Source organism: uncultured Corynebacterium sp. (assembly GCF_945649885.1).
In the GTDB taxonomy this organism is placed as follows: domain Bacteria; phylum Actinomycetota; class Actinomycetes; order Mycobacteriales; family Mycobacteriaceae; genus Corynebacterium.
Window position 1 is genome coordinate 1 of sequence record NZ_CALZFS010000052.1, and the last position, 18155, is coordinate 18155.

The following is an 18155-nucleotide window of genomic DNA, read 5'->3' on the forward strand; positions in this document are numbered from 1 at the left end:
AGCTTCGTCCTTTTCATAGCGAGTAGTTTACTACTTTGTCATCAAAATCGTGTACTGAACCTTAAATTAGCCTGAAGATTCTGTTGAAAAGCTCCACGCACTACGCTTGGGTGCTATGTCAAAGTTTGGGTCAGTCTCCGGTTCAGTATTCGGTATCTATATCCATGTGCCGTTCTGTTCCACCCGATGCGGTTATTGCGATTTCAACACCTACACAGCAGGTGAACTGGGATCCACTGCAGGCCCGGACACCTACCTGGATGCCTTGGAGGTGGAGTTGGAGATGGCTGCGGCCACGCTGGAGGAGGCCCGCCAGTCCGATCTCTCACACCCCGGTCCACGCCCGGCGGAAACTATCTTCATCGGTGGTGGCACGCCTTCATTGATCGGCGCTGATGGCCTGAACCGGGTGCTCAATGGCGTCCGGAACACCTTCGGCCTGGCTGAAGGTGCTGAGGTCACCACCGAATCCAATCCGGAATCCACCTCGCCTGAGTTCTTCGACTCCCTTAGAGCAGGTGGCTTCACCCGTGTTTCTCTGGGGATGCAGTCTGCCTCTTCCAGCGTGCTCAAGGTGCTGGATCGTACGCACACCCCGGGGCGTCCGGTGGCAGCAGCCAAGGAAGCACGCGCAGCAGGATTCAATCATGTGAATCTGGACATGATCTATGGAACCCCTACAGAAACCGATGATGATGTGCGCAAAACCCTGGATGCGGTACTGGAGGCGGATGTGGATCATGTCTCTGCCTACTCACTCATCGTGGAGGATGGCACCGCCATGGCGCGCAAGGTCCGCCGTGGTGAGTTGCCGGCTCCTGATGATGATGTCTACGCCGACCGCTATGAGATGATCGATGCCCGTCTCCGCGCCAATGGTTTTGACTGGTACGAGGTGTCTAACTGGGCCAAGCCAGGTGGGGAATGTCGCCACAACATGGGTTACTGGGTGGATGGTGACTGGTGGGGCGCAGGCCCCGGTGCCCACTCCCACATCGGTGATCACCGCTTCTTCAACGTGAAGCACCCGGCGCGTTATTCAGCTCAGATCGCCACGGGTGAGCTGCCGATCATGGATACAGAAACCCTCACGGCAGATGATCATCACACAGAGCGGGTCATGTTGGGTCTGCGTCTGAAGCAGGGTCTGCCTGCGGACATCTTCTCCCCAGCTGCACATGCAGTCATTGATCGTCATGTCGCAGGCGGTCTGCTGCACCGACCGGGTAGTAATATTGCGGTCACTGAGCGTGGGCGTCTGCTTGCCGACGGCATCGTCACCGACATCCTCCTGGCAGAGGAGAGCGCTGAGGAAAGTACAGTGGACTCTCCGGCAACTGAGTAAGGTACAGGGCATGGCTAGTGCAACGGAGAAACGCAGATATGAGGTCTTGCGGGCTGTCGTCGCCGACTACATCGAATCGCAGGAGCCGGTAGGATCCAAGGCCCTACTGGAACGCCACAAACTCAATGTCAGTTCCGCGACGATTCGCAATGACATGTCAGTGCTGGAATCGGATGGGTACATCATTCAGGAGCACGCCAGCTCCGGACGTGTGCCCACGGAGAAGGGCTATCGGCTGTTTGTGGATTCCATCCATGACATCAAGCCGCTGTCCTTGGCGGAACGTCGTGCCATCTTGGGCTTCCTCGAGGGGGGAGTGGATTTAGAGGATGTTCTGCGCCGTTCTGTGCAGTTGTTGTCCCAGTTGACTCATCAGGCTGCGGTGGTGCAGTTACCCACCCTGAAGACCTCCCGCGTGAAGCACTGTGAGGTGGTTCCGTTGTCGCCGGTCCGCCTGCTTCTGGTTCTGATCACGGATACCGGGCGTGTGGATCAACGTAATGTTGAGTTGGATGAGCCGCTTGGTGGTGAAAAGGTCAATGTGCTCAAGGACCTGCTCAATGGTGCTCTGGCGGAGAAGACACTGACTGATGCCTCAGCAGCTCTGCAGGAACTGGCACGTAATGCTCCTTCTGATATCAGAAGCACCATGGAAAAATGTAGTGGTGTTCTGGTGGCCACGCTGGTGGAGCAGCCTTCTGATCGACTTATCCTCGCCGGTGCCAGTCACTTGACCCGGTTCCCGCGGGAAACCTCAGCCAGTGTTCCGATGGTGTTGGAGGCTCTGGAGGAACAGGTGGTCATGCTCAAGCTCTTATCCAATGTCACTGATCTCAATCATGTCAGTGTTCACATCGGCGAGGAGAATGAGGATGTGGAACTGCGCAGTGCCTCTGTGGTGACCACCGGTTATGGTTCTCCGGGGCATACTCTGGGTGGTCTGGGAGTGGTGGGTCCCACATACATGGACTACACGGGAACAATGTCGAAGGTTTCGGCTGTTGCTAAATATGTCGGCCGGGTTCTTGCTGGCGAATAAGCCCGCTATACTAGGCCATTTGTTCACCTATACACGATTAATCTTCATCTGAAAAAGGGAGAATCACCGACTGTGGCACGTGATTATTACGGCATCCTCGGAGTCGACCGAAACGCAACTGACTCTGAAATCAAGAAGGCATACCGCAAGCTTGCCCGCAAATATCACCCGGATGTGAACTCGGGTGAGGAAGCCGCTGAGAAATTCCGTGAGGCTTCTGTTGCTCATGAGGTGCTGACCGATCCGGATAAGCGCCGCATCGTTGACATGGGTGGGGATCCCATGGAGCAGGGCGGTGGCGGTGGCGCCGGTGGATTCGGTGGCGGAGGTGGTTTCGGAGATATCTTCGACGCCTTCTTCGGCGGCGGTGGATCCTCCCGGGGCCCCCGTTCCCGTGTTCAGCCGGGCAGCGACACCCTGTGGCGTACCTCCATCACACTGGAGGATGCCTTCACCGGCGCCAAAAAGGATCTCACCCTGGACACCGCGGTGCTGTGTACCGTTTGCCATGGTTCTGGTTCTGCTTCCAACAAGAAGCCACACACCTGTGGCACCTGTCAGGGAGCCGGCGAGACACAGCAGGTCCAGCGCAGCTTCTTGGGCAACGTCTTGGTCTCTGTTCCTTGTGATACCTGTGATGGTACCGGTGAGGTCATTCCTGATCCTTGTAAAGAGTGTGCCGGTGATGGACGCGTGCGTGCACGCCGTGACATCGTGGCCAATGTTCCGGCCGGTATCCAGTCCGGTATGCGCATCCGCATGGCGGGTCAGGGTGAGGTCGGCGCCGGTGGTGGCCCTGCCGGTGACCTCTACATCGAGGTCATGGTCCGCCCGCATGCAGTGTTCACCCGTGATGGTGACAACCTGCACGCCAGCCTGCGTGTCCCGATGATTGATGCGGCCCTGGGCACCGAGCTCGAAGTGGAATCCCTGACAGGTGAGGAAGTCACCGTGGTCATCCCGGCGGGCACCCAGCCTAATGAGGTCATCACCCTAGAAGATGAAGGTATGCCACGACTGCGAGCCGAGGGCCGTGGAAATCTCATGGCTCATGTGGAGATCTTTGTCCCCACCGAGATTGATGAGACCACTCGTGAGCTGCTGGAGCAGATCCGTGATCACCGCAAGGACAATTCCACCGTCCACCGTGAGGGTGATGAGGGAAATGGTTTCTTTGACAAGCTCAAGAACAGGTTCCGCAACAAATAATGTCGCTGCCCGTCTTCATCTCTGACACTGACGCCACCGTGGGCGAATCTGCCTTCGTGACCGGCCCCGAGGGCCGTCATGCGGTGACAGTCAAGCGCATCGTACCAGGTGAAAAGGTCATGCTTATCGACGGCCACGGCAGCAGCCGCACCTGCCTGGTCACCGGGACCAGCGGTAAGGACCGACTGGAGGTGGTGGTGGAAACTGTCGAGCAGATTCCCACCCCTGACCCCCATGTCACCATCGTCCAGGCGATCCCGAAGTCGGAGCGCTCTGAGCTGACCATCGACCTGCTCACCCAGGGCGGAGCTGACCGCATCGTGGCCTGGCAGTCCAGCCGCACCATTGCAAAGTGGGCAGGTAAGCAAACCAAAGCACTGGCCAAGTGGGAGGCTGCCGCGGAAGCGGCGGCTAAACAGTCGCGGCGCGCAACCATTCCTGAGATCCGTGGTGTGGTGGATGGAGCGGGCGTCGACAAGCTCATCGCCGAAGCTGATCTGGCGATCATCCTGCATGAGGATGCAACAGCGGCCATCCGGGAATTAAACTTCTCCGGCAGCATTGTGGTGATCATCGGCCCTGAGGGTGGGGTGGCGCCGGAGGAGATTGCACGTTTCACCGCTGCCGGTGCCCACACTGTGAAATTGGGGCCCGAGGTGCTCCGTACCGCATCAGCAGGAATGGTCGCCCTTGCAGCTATCGGCGTGCTCTCAAACCGCTGGTAAAGTCTCTTTGAATACGCATATCCAGAAATAATCAGAAAGCAGGCAGATACAGCGCTGTGACCACCTCCAGAAGCACACGCACTGACGTGGTGTCCACCGTCTACAACCTTCAACGCGAACTCGCGGCCACCGTTCTCGGTGTCACCGATGGCAACCTGAAGGTTCTGGATAATCAGGTGGATGCTGATTTCCATGTCCGGGGTAACCGCATTGAACTGACGGGCCCAGCCCATGAAGTCTCCCGCGCCGGCAAGATTCTGGATGAGCTGCAGGCCATTGCCCGTCGAGGTCATGTGATCAGTGCCGAGACGGTGAAAAACGTCATCAGCATCATCAATGTGGACACACCCCAGTCTGTATCTGAGATCCTCACCGGAGACATCATCGCCCGCCGTGGCAAGGTCATCCGCGCCAAGACCTTAGGACAGAAGGAATACGTTGATGCCATCGATGAGAACACCATCGTCTTCGGCATCGGTCCAGCAGGTTCCGGCAAGACTTACCTGGCGATGGCCAAGGCTGTACAGGCGCTGCAGACCAAGCAGGTCAGCCGCATCATCCTGACCCGACCCGCAGTGGAGGCCGGTGAGAACCTGGGTTTCCTGCCGGGCACCCTCAACGAGAAGATCGACCCCTACCTGCGCCCACTGCATGATGCACTGCGCGACATGGTGGAACCCGAGGTCATTCCCAAGCTGATGGAAGCCGGCATCGTGGAGGTGGCACCACTTGCCTATATGCGTGGACGCACCCTCAATGATGCCTTTGTGATCCTGGATGAAGCCCAGAACACCACACCAGCCCAAATGAAGATGTTCCTCACCCGCCTGGGGTTTGGCTCCAAGATGGTGGTCACCGGTGACATCACCCAGGTGGACCTGCCAGGTTCCCAGAAATCCGGACTCCGACTGGTCCGACACATCCTGCGTGGTGTGGAGGATGTGCACTTCACCGAACTGACCTCTGAAGACGTCGTGCGTCACCAGCTGGTCGGCCATATCGTCAACGCCTATGACGATTATGAAGACCTGCAGGAAAAGCGTGAGGCGGAACGCCGTCGTGCCAGGGAAGAACGCGATCAGGCCCTGCGCGCACAGGTCGAACATGAAGCAGTCCAAGAGGAAAACGCCACACAGGAGGCACGAGGATAATGAGCATTGAGGTTTTCAACGAATCTGGTTGGGAGGGTGTGCATGAGGAGATGCTCATTGATGTCCTCTCCTTCGCACTGGGAGAGATGGACATCCATCCCGATGCTGAGGCATCAATCCACATCGTGGATTCAGATACCATCGCTGACCTGCATGTGAAGTGGCTGGACCTGGAAGGCCCCACCGATGTGATGAGCTTTCCCATGGATGAGCTCACACCGGGCTATTCCAGGCCCGATGGCGTACAGCCGGGACCTGCGATGCTTGGTGACATCGTGCTCTGCCCGGAATTCGCAGAAAAGCAGGCCACCAAGGCAGGCCACGGCCTGCCACATGAACTGGCGCTTCTGACCGTTCACGGCTGCCTGCACCTGTTGGGCTATGACCATGTCGAACCCGCCGATGAGCGGGAGATGTTCGCCCTACAGAATGAACTGCTGGCGGACTGGTATGACGACGTGGAAAAGCGCGGTGTGGTCTACCAGGCCAAGCCGACCGGACCGGGTGCATTCCCCACCGCAGCCGATCGTCTGGAGCTGGACCGCGACATGAACGCTGATGAACAATCCGAAGCTGCTTCCCCCGATCCCGAACCTGAGGACAAGCACTAGATGCCCGACACTGTTTTATGGTTGACGCTGGCAACCGTGGCCTCCCTATTGCTCTCCGCACTGCTGGGAGCAATTGAATCGGCAGTATCCACTGTTTCACGGGCCCGCGTCGAACAAATGTATAAAGATGATGTGGCAGGCGCTAAGGCGCTGCTACATGTGGTGGACAATCGCGCCACCAACATCAACATGCTGGTGATGCTGCGGACACTGTTGGATTCTTCAGCAGCCGTACTCGCCGGGGCCATCGCCGTGAGCGTGGTGGATAGCTACGCCTGGGCGATCTTTATCGCCATTGTCCTGGTCTCACTCCTGACCTTCGCCGTGGTCGGCGTCTTCGGTCGCACCGTGGGCAGGAAGAACCCCTATAACGTTTCCCTGCGTAGCGCCGTGGTACTCAGCGGTGTGGAAAAGGTGTTGGGGCCCATAGCGAAACTGCTCATCTGGGTGGGTAATGTCATTGCGCCTGGACCAGGTTTCCGCAATGGTCCTTACGCCACGGAAGTGGAACTGCGCGAGATGGTTGATATCGCGCAGGAACACGGCATCGTGGAGGTGGAGGAGCGTCGCATGATCCAGTCGGTCTTTGATCTGGCCTCCACCACCGTGCGCCAGGTGATGGTGCCACGTCCGGAGATGATCTGGATTGAATCCGGCAAGAGCGCTGGCCAGGCAACCGCCCTGTGTGTACGTTCTGGTCATTCCCGCATCCCGGTCATCGGTGAGAACGTCGATGACATCATCGGCATCGTGTACCTGAAAGACCTGGTGCAGAAGACCTACTACGCCACTGATGGCGGCCGGTCCGTCACGGTGGACGAGGTCATGCGTCCACCGAAGTTTGTTCCCGATTCCCGTTCCCTGGATGCACTGCTACAGGACATGCAGGAACGTCAGAACCACATCGCCATCCTGGTGGATGAATACGGTGGTGTTGCAGGATTGATTTCCATCGAGGACATCCTGGAGGAAATTGTCGGTGAGATCGCCGATGAGTATGACAATGATGAGGTCGCCCCGATCGAGGAGGTCTCAGAGCGCACCTACCGTGTGGTTTCCCGCCTGGCACTGGAGGACCTGAAAAGCCACATCGACGAGGCTTTTGAACAGGATATTGAATTCTCCGAGGAGATCACCGACCAGGTGGACACCGTGGGGGGCCTCATCGCCTTTGAACTCGGCCGTGTCCCCCTGCCGGGTGCCAGAGTGGAAACCTCCGGACTGGTGCTCACCGCTGAAGGAGCCAGAAATCGACGCGGGCGTCTGCGCATGCACTCCGTGGTTGTGGAAGTCCTGGAACCATCCGGTGAAGAGGATGATTAAAACCAGCGTGTGAGCGACTATGCTGGTTAGTCACACTTCCCAAGAGATCTAGTTAGAGGATTAATGAGCTTCACCGACACCCCGGAAGGTTTCCGTTCAGGCTTTGTCAGCTTTGTCGGCCGCCCCAACACAGGCAAGTCCACACTGACCAACGCACTGGTGGGTGAGAAGATCGCCATCACCGCCGATCAGCCCGAAACCACCCGCCACCCGATCCGCGGACTGGTTCACCGGGATGACGCACAGATCATCGTGGTGGACACCCCGGGCCTGCACCGCCCACGCACCCTCCTGGGTGAAAGGCTCAACGAGTCCGTCAAGGACACCTACGCGGATGTTGACCTCATCGGTCTGACGATTCCTGCCAATGAGAAGATCGGCCCCGGTGACCGCTGGATCCTGGATGCGGTACGCGAAGCCGCACCGAAGACCCCGATCCTGGGCATTGTGACTAAGACGGATAAGGTCTCCCGCGATCAGGTTGCAGCCCAGCTGATGGCTCTACACGAGCTTCTCGGTGGACAGAGCGAAGTTGTTCCCGTGTCTTCCGCCAATGGTGAGAACGTGGACACGCTGGCCACGGTCATCGCTGGCCTTCTTCCAGAGGGACCAAAGTACTACCCGGATGACCACATCACTGATGAGGACACCAATACCCGTATCTCCGAGCTGATCCGTGAAGCAGCCCTGTCTGGCCTCAAAGACGAACTGCCACACTCCATTGCTGTGGAGATCGATGAGATCCTCCCGGATGCCACCCGCCCTGGCACCCTGGCTGTCCACGCGATCATCTACGTGGAACGTCCAGGACAAAAGGACATCATCATGGGCTTCAAGGGACAGCGCATGGGCCGCATCATCCACAACTCCCGCCTGCAGGTCATCAAACTGCTCGGCAAGAATGTCTATCTTGATCTGCGTATCAAGATCCTGAAGAACTGGCAGTCCGACCCCAAGGCACTGAACCGCCTGGGCTTCTAAACCAGGCCAGAGTTTTCATTGCGCAGGGACAGTTACCGGGACCGTGCACTTGTTGTGCGCACCCATGACTTCGGTGAAGCTGACCGCATCATCGTCCTGCTCACCCGCAACCACGGCATTATTCGTGGTGTGGCAAAAGGCGTGCGACGATCCAAATCACGGTTCGGCTCACGACTTCAACTCTTTGTGGAATTAGACGTGCAGCTGTACCCGGGCCGCAACCTGTCCACCATCTCCGGGGCGGATACCGTCGGTTACTATTCCTCGGGGATCATCGATGATTTCAAACGGTATTCTGCAGCCTCTGCAGTCCTAGAGATCGCCTCCCAGATTGCTTCGATGGAGCAGGGCCCCCACCTCTTTGATGCCACTGTAGATGCACTGAAGCGGATGCAGAATGCCAGCCATCCCGTATTACTCCTGGACGAATACATGCTGCGCTCCATGGACCATGCAGGATGGGCCCCCAGTCTGTTTGACTGCGCCCAGTGCGGAAGAAACGGCCCCCACACCGCCTTTCACCCAGGAGCAGGTGGAGCGGTCTGCCTCTACTGCCGCCCACAGGGAAGTGCTGAGATCCCCGCTGAAACCCTCCACATGATGTGGCTCCTGGCCAGAGGGTCGGGGGAGCGGGTGTTGGCAGAACACCTGGAACTCACCGGTGTCATCCACCGACTCACCACAGCACACCTGCAGTGGCACCTGGAACGTAAACTCCCGACACTTGAGGTCCTTGATCAGGTGTGACCAGGTTGCATGGCACAATGGTTCATTGTGAGCGAACTTGTACCCCCCAACATTCCCGCCAAATTCATCCCCGAACACATTGCGCTTGTGATGGATGGCAATGGTCGCTGGGCCACTGAAAAGGGCATGAAGCGAACCGAAGGTCACAAGCGCGGTGAAGCCGTCCTCCTCGATGTTGTGGACGCCTGCATTGCGCTTGGTGTGCCTTACCTCTCTGCGTATGCCTTCTCCACGGAAAACTGGCGACGCTCCACCGATGAGGTGCGGTTTCTCATGGGCTTCAACCGCGATGTCCTGCGTCGACAACGTGATGGCCTGCATGAAAAGGGAGTCCGGATCCGGTGGGTGGGCCGACGTCCACGTCTGTGGCGTTCTGTCATCCGTGAGCTTGAAGCCGCGGAGGAACTGACCAAGGACAACACCACCATGACTCTGGCCATGTGCATTAACTATGGCGGACGTGCAGAAATCGTTGACGCAGCCCGTGAAATTGCCCGCCGGGCAGCCAACGGTGAACTTCGCCCGGACCAGATCACCGAGAAGACCTTCACCAACTTCCTTGACGAGCCGGACATGCCGGATGTGGATCTCTTCCTGCGTCCTTCCGGAGAGATGCGCACCTCCAACTTTCTCCTGTGGCAGTCCGCCTATGCTGAGATGGTCTACCAAGATAAGCTCTTCCCTGATTTCACTCCCCAGGACCTCTTTGATGCGGTGGAGGAATACGCGCGCCGGGATCGCCGCTTCGGCAGCGCCTAATACACCTGATACAACCGGGGAGAACCCCGAGGGCATGTTGCTCAAGCCATGGTGCAGTGATTGAGAAAGACTGTCTGATAAGGACACGATATGAGTGAGGATTTCCCACCCCACGGTGATTCCCACAGCAATTTCCACAATGCTGAGACCCGTGATGGCAGTATTCCCGACAACCCCGGACAACCTACCGACACACAGATCACCCGGTGGCGCCGGTACCTGGCCAATGAACGTGCAGAGGCAGAGGTCTACCGGGAATTAGCCAAGAAACGCACCGGGGAGGAACGCGATATCCTTCTCCGTCTGGCGGAGGCTGAATCCCGCCATGAAGCTCACTGGCAGGAAAAACTGGGCACAGCAGAGGGCCGACCACAAAGGCCTGATCTTCAGACGCGCATTTTGGGCATGCTGGCAAAGAGATTCGGTTCAGTATTCTCCCTGGCGCTCATGCAGTCAGCAGAGTCGCGGAGTCCATACACCTTTGATGATGACGCCACAGACCAGATGAGTGCTGATGAACGCATTCACGCTGAAGTCATCCGCGGTCTGGCCACCCGTGGCAGGGAACGGATGAGTGGCAACTTCCGTGCAGCAGTGTTTGGGGTCAACGATGGGCTGGTATCCAACCTGGCACTGGTCATCGGTGTGATGGCTACCGGCGTGGCACCCCAGATTGTGCTGATCACCGGTGTTTCCGGGTTGCTTTCTGGTGCCTTGTCCATGGCAGCCGGCGAGTATATCTCGGTGCGTTCACAGCTTGAATTATTGGACGCTTCCACCCCGGACCCGGAAGTACACCGGGCAATCCCGGAATTAGATGTCGATGCCAATGAATTGGAACTGGTCTACCGGGCCAGGGGAATGAGTCCGGAGGAAGCCCGGGAGAAGGCCGGGTCTGTCTTCACAGCGCTGGCATCCACACATGGGGACCTGGACCAGTCCGCGGTGCTGCCGCGCGAGGATCGGGAGGAAACAGGTTCTGCACGGTCCGCAGCCCTGTTTAGCTTCTTCAGCTTCGCGCTCGGTGCTTTCATACCGATCGTTCCCCTGGTAATCGGAATGAGTGGCATCTGGGCTGCAGTGGTGTCGCTGGTACTGGTGGGTGCATCGCTGCTGTTCACCGGCGGTGTCACCGGTGTGTTGTCCGGTAAGCCACCGCTATACCGAGCCCTGCGCCAATTGGGTATTGGTTTTGGTGCAGCGGCAATCACCTACACTCTGGGGCTGCTATTCGGTATGGTGCTATAAAGCTAATATCGCGGGGGTGCGAGCCCTATTTTTCTGCGGTGTCCTTGCAATCGGGACACAGTCCGAAGATCTCTGCTTCGTGGCTGCTGAGACTGAAACCGTGGGACTGCGCGATGTCCTTGGCCCAAGCCTCAACCGGCCCACCATCAATCTCAACGGTGCGACCGCACTGGGTACATACGAGGTGATGGTGGTGACCTTCATCATGACACTGACGGTAGAGGGTTTCCCCACCGGTGACGTTCAAGACATCGACCGCACCGATCTCTGCTAGTGACTGAAGTGTGCGGTATACCGTGGTCAGACCTACGGAATGCTCACGCACATTCAGCTCTGCATGGATGGCCTTTGCGGAGGCGAAATTATCAATCTCCTCCAGAATGTCCACAACAGCCTTGCGTTGCCTGGTACTGCGCACACCGAGTTTAGGTGTTGATTTTTCTCCATGACGGTTGAGACCCATGGCCATCCTCCTGAGGAACTAGGGAAAAACCGCTTTGTTTACCTTTCGATCCTACGCGGAAGCATCTTCGGCAGCTTCCAGAGAAAGCGTCAGGATGTCAATCACCCTCGGCTGTGCCAGCGAATAAGACATCTGGCGGCCATTCCTCTCTGCGTTGACCAGCTTGGCGGCTTTGAGCACCTTGAGATGCTGGCTGACCAGCGGCTGGGAACTGCCCACCAGCGATACCAGTTCAGAGACAAAGTGGGGACGCTCGTTGAGAGCCAACAGCATGCGGATACGCAGCGGGGAATCTATGGCACGGACGACTGATGTCATTGCTGTAATGTTCTCACTGGTGCTGAGCTCCCTCGTGGGTGCAACAGAGGTGCGTGGAGGGTAAGAGAAGAAAGTTGAATCAACAGCGCTTTCCAGGGGGGAGATAAAATTACGAGTGGCGTCTTGGAACACGAGACGCCTCCTTCCTGTACGGGTGCCGGGTCAGACATCCAGACCGACATAGTATTACCGCTATGGTGTCTAGCCATCCAGCGGTATGCAGCTGAAATGAAATGAAATGTGGCAATGATTGATAGTGGATCGATATCCGCATCACATTCGCTTCCTATCTATTTAAGCGTAGCCGCTAACTATGGAGAAATCGTTTAAAATCCACTGTGACTTTGGATAAAGGGGGTCAGGGGAGGCAGAAGGGTGTGTTGGGCTAGGATTGATGAAGTCTGTCCCTTTGAGGGGGCATTAGAATTGGCAACCGACCTGGAGGAGAGCATCCGACGTGGCTCAGCAATCGATCATCGAGACCGTTGTTAACCTTTGTAAACGACGTGGACTGGTGTACCCCTGTGGTGAGATCTACGGCGGCACCCGCTCCGCATGGGACTACGGTCCCCTCGGCGTAGAGCTGAAGGAAAACATCAAGCGTCAGTGGTGGCGTTCCATGGTGACGTCCCGCCCGGATGTTGTTGGCGTGGACACCTCTGTCATCCTGCCACGACAGGTCTGGGTCACTTCCGGCCATGTTGAGGTCTTCACCGACCCACTGGTGGAATCCCTGCACACCCACAAGCGCTACCGCGCTGACCACCTTCTTGAAGAGTACGAAGAGAAGCACGGCCACCCACCGGTAAACGGCCTGGCGGACATCAAGGACCCTGTCACCGGGCAGCCAGGTAACTGGACTGAGCCAAAGGCATTCTCCGGCCTGCTGAAGACCTTCCTCGGACCTGTGGATGATGAAGAGGGACTGCACTACCTGCGTCCAGAGACCGCTCAGGGTATTTTCGTCAACTTCAAGAACGTGATGAACTCATCCCGCATGAAGCCTCCATTCGGAATTGCCAACATCGGCAAGTCCTTCCGCAATGAGATCACCCCGGGTAACTTCATTTTCCGTACCCGTGAGTTCGAGCAGATGGAGATGGAATTCTTCGTCAAGCCTGGCGAGGATGAGGACTGGCACCAGTACTGGATTGACACCCGTCACCAGTGGTACATCAACCTCGGTGTGAACCCGGAGAACCTGCGTCTCTACGAGCACCCGAAGGAGAAGCTGTCCCACTACGCCAAGCGCACCGTGGACATCGAGTACGCCTTCAACTTCGCCAACACCAAGTGGGGCGAGCTCGAGGGTATTGCGAACCGCACCGACTACGATCTGCGTGTTCACTCCGAAGGCTCCGGCGAGGACCTGTCCTACTTTGACCAGGAGAGCGGCGAGCGCTGGATTCCTTATGTCATCGAACCAGCTGCAGGTCTCGGGCGTGCGATGATGGTCTTCCTCATGGATGCCTACCACGAGGATGAGGCTCCAAACTCCAAGGGCGGCGTGGACAAGCGTGTCGTTCTGAAGCTGGATCGTCGACTGGCACCTGTCAAGGTTGCTGTCCTGCCACTGTCCAAGAAGCCTGAGCTGTCCGGCCCCGCAGAGAAGCTTGCTGCTGAGCTGCGCCAGTTCTGGAACGTAGACTACGACACCTCTGGTGCCATTGGTCGCCGTTACCGCCGTCAGGATGAGATCGGTACCCCGTTCTGCATCACCGTTGACTTCGACACCCTCGAGGACAATGCTGTGACCGTGCGCGAGCGCGACACCATGGAGCAGGTCCGTGTTCCACTGGATGAACTGCAGGGGTACCTGGCCCAGCAGCTGCTCGGCTGCTAAGCACACGATTGACTGGCACTGTCTGCACAGTGCATGAGGAGAAGCACCGGCTGTTTTCAGCCGGTGCTATTCTTATGTGCATGACCACGAAGGATCTCGCCGTGAACGATTACACCTCCTGGGGCAAACGCACCAAAGTTGAGGGTCACATTGCCACCGATCTTCTCCGGGGAGAAGCCAACACCAAGGTGGGAACTTTCGGTGACTCCACCGACAAGGCTTTTAACACCACGGCAACAGTGGAGGGGCAGGAGTGGGAACTTTCCTTCGATATCGATGGCACCGCATCTGCAACGTTGCCCGATGGTCGGGTGTTCACCGCGGATCCAGGGGGGAAGGGATTCTCAAGGTCCAAAAATATTGAGATCGATATGGCTGGAACCCACATGGTGTTTATCAATGAAAACAAGAGCAATTGGATCATTGATGATGCGGACTCAGAAAAGGTTGGTCAGTTCACCGGCGTGAACAATGGACTGCGCCGGGCCATCCTGGAATTTGATACAGGTAGGACACTTCCCGTTGAACAGGAAGCGTTCCTGTCCTGGGTGACCCGCAAGACCCTGGAGTCCCGCATGGTGGGTTCCAGCGTGGGATTGACCATCTTCCTGTTGATCCTTACCCCGCTCATCCTTTTCCTCACCTTCACCTAAAGCTCAGGCTTCTTTCTTTGACAGCCCTTCAGCAGATGACACGCACAGGACTTTCGTATGGATAGCACTGAACGCCCCAAAGCGGGTATTTTTGGTGCCCAGACCCAGGAGAACTGGGTGTGGCTTGGAAATGAGCTTTTTGATGAGAGCAATGAAATTATCGCTGATGTCCGCTCGGATGTCCTCTACGTGGCCAAGGAACGACTCCTAATCGAGTCCACCCCGGGGCCCATGAAGTTCCGCTGCCGAGCCACCACCTCCGGCGGTTCGGTGTTCACCATCGCCCAGGAGTCCTTCTCTGTGGCTGAACTCGTGGCACGGTGCGGACCCCGTACCTACCTGCTCCGTCGGGTGTCACCCTGGCGTAAAGAACGCATCATCACCAATGGTCGGGAAGAGGTGGCCCGCATGAGGCCCATGACCAGCGGGCGTGTGGAATTCCAGGTGGACACGGCAGGGGAGGACAAGCTCCCCTTCGTCGATGCGGTATTCCTCAGCTGGGGATGCGTCCTGGTGGACTCGGCCGTGCGCCGCCCCAGGGTCTAGAGTCTGCTAGAAGCGTCCACCACGGAAGCCGCCGCCACCCCCTCCGAAGCCGCCACCACCAAAGCTGCCGCCGCCGAAACCACCTCCACGTCCTCCGCTGTTGAGGATCGAGTTGATGACCATGCCGGCCACGATGGCACCACCGGTGCCACCGGAACGGTTCTGTCGGTTCATGCGGTTGTTGTAATCATTGATATCTGAACGTGCAGACTTGGTTGCACGCTGAGCAGCGACAGAAGCCTGCCTGGCGTAGTTGATGCCAGCAGGGGTGTCTGTGGTCCGCTGCTGTTGAGCCATTGCATGGAGTTTCTTGGCATTGGCCAGGTGGGTGCGTGCTTCAGACTTCACAATCCGACCACGAGTGGAGACCAGGTCCTCTGCACCCTGGATCTGAGTGGTGGCTGCCTGGAGCTGCTGATCGAAGACCCGGAGCTGACGCTGCTGATCAGCAGCAGTGGCACGGACAGAATCCAGCTGGACATCAAGATCAGAATCGATGTCGGTGAGCTCCGTGTAGGTGCCCAGAGGATCCCTTTCAGCATCAACACGGGCGGTGGTCAGTGCTGCGGATGCAGCGCGGACAGCTTCATCCAAAGCTGCCCAGTTCGCTTTGGTGCCGTCTGCACCGGCCTGGGTCTTTAGCTGGGCTGCCTCAGCGATCTCCTCTTCAATCTCAGTGATGAGATCATTGACATTGGCTTTGGCCACGGCGATGTTCTCATCGGCATGCTCAATGCCTTCGAGCATGCGGTCAGCAGTGATCACGGCGTGTTCTGCCTCGCGGATGGCTTCCACGAGTCCGCCTTGCTGGCCGGCAGGTTGTGCCTGGAGCTCGCGCGCTGTGGACAGCACCTTTTCTGCTTCATCAAGGGCTGCAGCAGCCAGGTCCGCGTTGTCATCGATGCTTTCCAGCACACTCAGGCTGTAGCGGCTGCGCAGGTCCTTCAAGGTGGTGGACACCTTGGGCAGGCGGGTACGCACGTCAATGGTCTGCTGGGTGATCTCATCCAGCTTGCTGTCGGCATTAAGCAGGAGGTTGCGCATCTCAGCGAAGTTCTCGGCTTCTGCATCCAAAGCATCATCGGCCTGGCCACATGAGGAGATGATCTGGACCAGCATGGCGCGTCGCTCGGCTTCAGATTCCGGGATGGAGTCATTGAGACGCTGCTGCAGCTCAAAGGCCTTCTGCAGGGTGGACTGGGAGTGGTTCATCGCGCGGGTGAAGCTGCGGGTACGTTCCGGGCCGAATTCTGCCTGGGCTATCTCCAGTTCCTCCTTGCCCCGACGGATGGATTCATCGGTGGAGGCCAGTTCCTCTTCAGCCAGGGAATTCAGGGTGTCCATTGGAAGTTGCATGAGACGGCTGGTATCGCGTGGGTCGATGTTGCGGGCATCGGTTAGTGTTTCAGTACTCTGATTCTTCTGACGCTTGCGGTTGTATGCCCACAGACCGCCACCGGCGGCCACCACACCTACGCCAGCAGCACCTAACCACAGGCCACCGCCGGAGTCACCATCAGAGCCACTGGAACTTCCGGAACCACCAGCACCAGCGACACCGGATGCTCCAGTGATAGACCCTGCAAGATCAATGGCTGACTGGACGAAGTCCCCTGCAACCAACTGGGAATAGGCAGCGTCATAGGCGCTATCGAGCTCAGCATCGGTCCATTGCTGTCCACCCTGAATACCGAAAGCACCCTCCTCAGGTGACACGGCATAGATGAGGACATTGCCTCCGCCATTGGTCGTCAGAGCCTGTTGCGTCCAGGCATTGGGATCAACACCATCAAAGGAATTGACAAACACCACGAAGATCTCGCGTTGAGCCTGGGTGCGGGCATCATTGATGGACTCTTCAATGGAAGCAATGTCAGCGGATGAGAGCGTGCCGGTGTAATCGGTGACCCGCTCGGAGTAGTATTCAGGAGCCTCAGCTAATACCAGGGTTTCTGAAGCCAGGGCCGTTGGGGCGAAGGTTCCTGTGAGAAGAATTCCACCTGCGCCCACAACAAGGGCTGCAGCGGACCGGGTCATAAACTGACGGATATTTTCCACACGCGTGTTCATGGGCACCACATTACCGACACAATCCCCATCACCCCTGGCAGACTGGTGGAGGTGAGAAGAATTTCCTGCGCACTGATGATATCCGCCGTCCTCAAAGCTGCCCTGGTGCTGCAACCGGTTATCCGTAGTCAATCCTATGCGTGCCTGCGTCATAATAATGACAGGAACGCCTTTGATTCCATTCTGGTGCTGGGCACCGCGCAATACGATGGTCGCCCATCCCGACAGTTCGCGGCACGCCTGCGCCATGCCGCACAGATCTGGCATCAGCAGGAAACCCAACGCGTCTATGCGGTGGGTGGGAAACTCCCGGGGGACCGCTTCACCGAAGCTGAGGTGGTGCGCAACTACCTGTTGGTGGAAGGAGTGGATCCAGAGCTGATAATCCTCCAGCCTGAAGGCAATGACACCAGCTCTTCCTTCGCACCGTTGGATCCGGAACATGTGGGGCGTGTGCTTGTTGTCACCGATCCGAATCATTCCTACCGGGCGGTGCGCATTGCGCGCCGCATGGGTTTTGACGCGCACCCCTCACCGACGCCGTATACGCCGGCGACTTTTCTGTCGAAAAGCTATTTCACCACCCTGATGCACGAATGGGGTGGGGTGGTGGTGCTGGATGTGTCCGCCCTGTTTGGGAAGCAGGTGGGCGATAGAGTTGAGGATGCGCTGCGTGCGGTGCAGGGATGGATGCGGCCCTCCCGGCGGGCGCGCCATGAAGAGCTTCGGAGGTTGAAGAACTAGATGTACCCCTACACCCCGGCGGATTCGGCCCGCCTGCACCGCGAGCATGTCAAGACCAGTGAACTGCGCCAGAGCGAAGCTGACTCCCGCAGCGATTTCTCGCGGGACCGGGCGCGCGTGTTGCACTCTGCTGCTTTAAGACGCCTGGCTGATAAAACTCAGGTGGTAGGCCCGCGCGATGGTGACACCCCACGAACCCGGCTCACTCACTCCCTTGAGGTCGCACAGATCTCCCGCGGCATGGGCAGCGGGCTGGGTCTGGATCCTGATCTGTCAGAACTGGCGGGACTCTGCCATGACATCGGCCACCCACCCTATGGTCACAATGGTGAAAAAGCACTCAACGAAGTGGCTGCTGACTGCGGTGGCTTTGAGGGCAA

Annotated in this window: 19 protein-coding genes; 16 read left to right on the forward strand and 3 right to left on the reverse strand. The window is 57.8% G+C overall.

Annotation, left to right across the window (positions count from 1 at the left end; genetic code table 11):
- Positions 1-115: 115 nt before the first annotated feature.
- The 11 genes from hemW to Q0M74_RS07295 all read left to right on the forward strand — a co-directional run bounded on the left by hemW (position 116) and on the right by Q0M74_RS07295 (position 11138).
- Complete coding sequence (gene hemW / locus Q0M74_RS07245; protein ID WP_293952920.1) at positions 116-1345, forward strand: radical SAM family heme chaperone HemW; 1230 nt, start codon at positions 116-118, stop codon at positions 1343-1345.
- 10 nt (positions 1346-1355) lie between these two features.
- Complete coding sequence (gene hrcA / locus Q0M74_RS07250) at positions 1356-2384, forward strand: heat-inducible transcriptional repressor HrcA (RefSeq protein ID WP_293952922.1); 1029 nt, start codon at positions 1356-1358, stop codon at positions 2382-2384.
- 72 nt (positions 2385-2456) lie between these two features.
- Positions 2457-3593 carry a molecular chaperone DnaJ gene (gene dnaJ / locus Q0M74_RS07255; protein ID WP_293952925.1) on the forward strand — a complete coding sequence of 379 codons (1137 nt, stop codon included), beginning with the start codon at positions 2457-2459 and terminating at the stop codon, positions 3591-3593.
- On the forward strand, positions 3593-4318 hold the full coding sequence (locus tag Q0M74_RS07260) for a 16S rRNA (uracil(1498)-N(3))-methyltransferase (RefSeq protein ID WP_293952927.1): 726 nt from the start codon (positions 3593-3595) through the stop codon (positions 4316-4318). The genes dnaJ and Q0M74_RS07260 overlap by 1 nt, the downstream gene beginning before the upstream one ends.
- A gap of 89 nt (positions 4319-4407) precedes the next feature.
- A complete protein-coding gene (locus tag Q0M74_RS07265) occupies positions 4408-5469 on the forward strand; it encodes a PhoH family protein (protein ID WP_293952954.1) in 1062 nt (353 codons plus the stop codon).
- Positions 5469-6080, forward strand: coding sequence for an rRNA maturation RNase YbeY (ybeY, locus tag Q0M74_RS07270; protein ID WP_293952929.1), 612 nt, complete (start codon positions 5469-5471; stop codon positions 6078-6080). The genes Q0M74_RS07265 and ybeY overlap by 1 nt, the downstream gene beginning before the upstream one ends.
- Complete coding sequence (locus Q0M74_RS07275; protein WP_293952931.1) at positions 6081-7403, forward strand: hemolysin family protein; 1323 nt, start codon at positions 6081-6083, stop codon at positions 7401-7403.
- 63 nt (positions 7404-7466) lie between these two features.
- A complete protein-coding gene (gene era / locus Q0M74_RS07280) occupies positions 7467-8384 on the forward strand; it encodes a GTPase Era (RefSeq protein WP_293952933.1) in 918 nt (305 codons plus the stop codon).
- Between the two features lie 18 nt (positions 8385-8402).
- The gene (gene recO, locus Q0M74_RS07285; protein ID WP_293952935.1) at positions 8403-9131 is read left to right on the forward strand and encodes a DNA repair protein RecO; all 729 of its coding nucleotides are present in this window, start codon (positions 8403-8405) and stop codon (positions 9129-9131) included.
- A gap of 24 nt (positions 9132-9155) precedes the next feature.
- Complete coding sequence (locus tag Q0M74_RS07290; RefSeq protein WP_293952956.1) at positions 9156-9890, forward strand: isoprenyl transferase; 735 nt, start codon at positions 9156-9158, stop codon at positions 9888-9890.
- A 162-nt stretch (positions 9891-10052) separates the two neighbouring features.
- Positions 10053-11138, forward strand: coding sequence for a VIT1/CCC1 transporter family protein (locus Q0M74_RS07295; RefSeq protein ID WP_293952958.1), 1086 nt, complete (start codon positions 10053-10055; stop codon positions 11136-11138).
- 25 nt (positions 11139-11163) lie between these two features.
- On the opposite strand, the gene Q0M74_RS07300 is transcribed toward Q0M74_RS07295, so the two are convergent.
- Both Q0M74_RS07300 and Q0M74_RS07305 read right to left on the reverse strand, forming a co-directional pair.
- A complete protein-coding gene (locus Q0M74_RS07300; protein WP_293952937.1) occupies positions 11164-11601 on the reverse strand; it encodes a Fur family transcriptional regulator in 438 nt (145 codons plus the stop codon).
- Between the two features lie 51 nt (positions 11602-11652).
- Positions 11653-11919, reverse strand: a complete 267-nt coding sequence (locus Q0M74_RS07305) for a metalloregulator ArsR/SmtB family transcription factor (RefSeq protein ID WP_293952939.1) — start codon at positions 11917-11919, stop codon at positions 11653-11655.
- Between the two features lie 457 nt (positions 11920-12376).
- Between Q0M74_RS07305 and Q0M74_RS07310 the strand changes: the two genes are divergently transcribed.
- From Q0M74_RS07310 to Q0M74_RS07320, 3 genes are all read left to right on the forward strand, one after another.
- Positions 12377-13762, forward strand: a complete 1386-nt coding sequence (locus Q0M74_RS07310; RefSeq protein WP_293952941.1) for a glycine--tRNA ligase — start codon at positions 12377-12379, stop codon at positions 13760-13762.
- An 80-nt stretch (positions 13763-13842) separates the two neighbouring features.
- Positions 13843-14415 (forward strand): hypothetical protein, encoded by a 573-nt coding sequence (locus Q0M74_RS07315; protein ID WP_293952943.1) that lies wholly within the window; start codon positions 13843-13845, stop codon positions 14413-14415.
- Between the two features lie 57 nt (positions 14416-14472).
- Positions 14473-14961 carry a hypothetical protein gene (locus Q0M74_RS07320; protein WP_293952945.1) on the forward strand — a complete coding sequence of 163 codons (489 nt, stop codon included), beginning with the start codon at positions 14473-14475 and terminating at the stop codon, positions 14959-14961.
- A 6-nt stretch (positions 14962-14967) separates the two neighbouring features.
- Here Q0M74_RS07320 and Q0M74_RS07325 read toward each other — a convergent pair whose 3' ends face one another.
- Complete coding sequence (locus tag Q0M74_RS07325; RefSeq protein WP_293952947.1) at positions 14968-17031, reverse strand: TPM domain-containing protein; 2064 nt, start codon at positions 17029-17031, stop codon at positions 14968-14970.
- 51 nt (positions 17032-17082) lie between these two features.
- On the opposite strand from Q0M74_RS07325, the gene Q0M74_RS07330 reads away from it, so the two are divergent.
- Together Q0M74_RS07330 and Q0M74_RS07335 are read left to right on the forward strand one after the other, a co-directional pair.
- Positions 17083-17775 carry a YdcF family protein gene (locus tag Q0M74_RS07330; RefSeq protein WP_293952949.1) on the forward strand — a complete coding sequence of 231 codons (693 nt, stop codon included), beginning with the start codon at positions 17083-17085 and terminating at the stop codon, positions 17773-17775.
- Positions 17776-18155: HD domain-containing protein (locus Q0M74_RS07335; protein ID WP_293952951.1), on the forward strand; the 380-nt coding region annotated here is incomplete at its 3' end.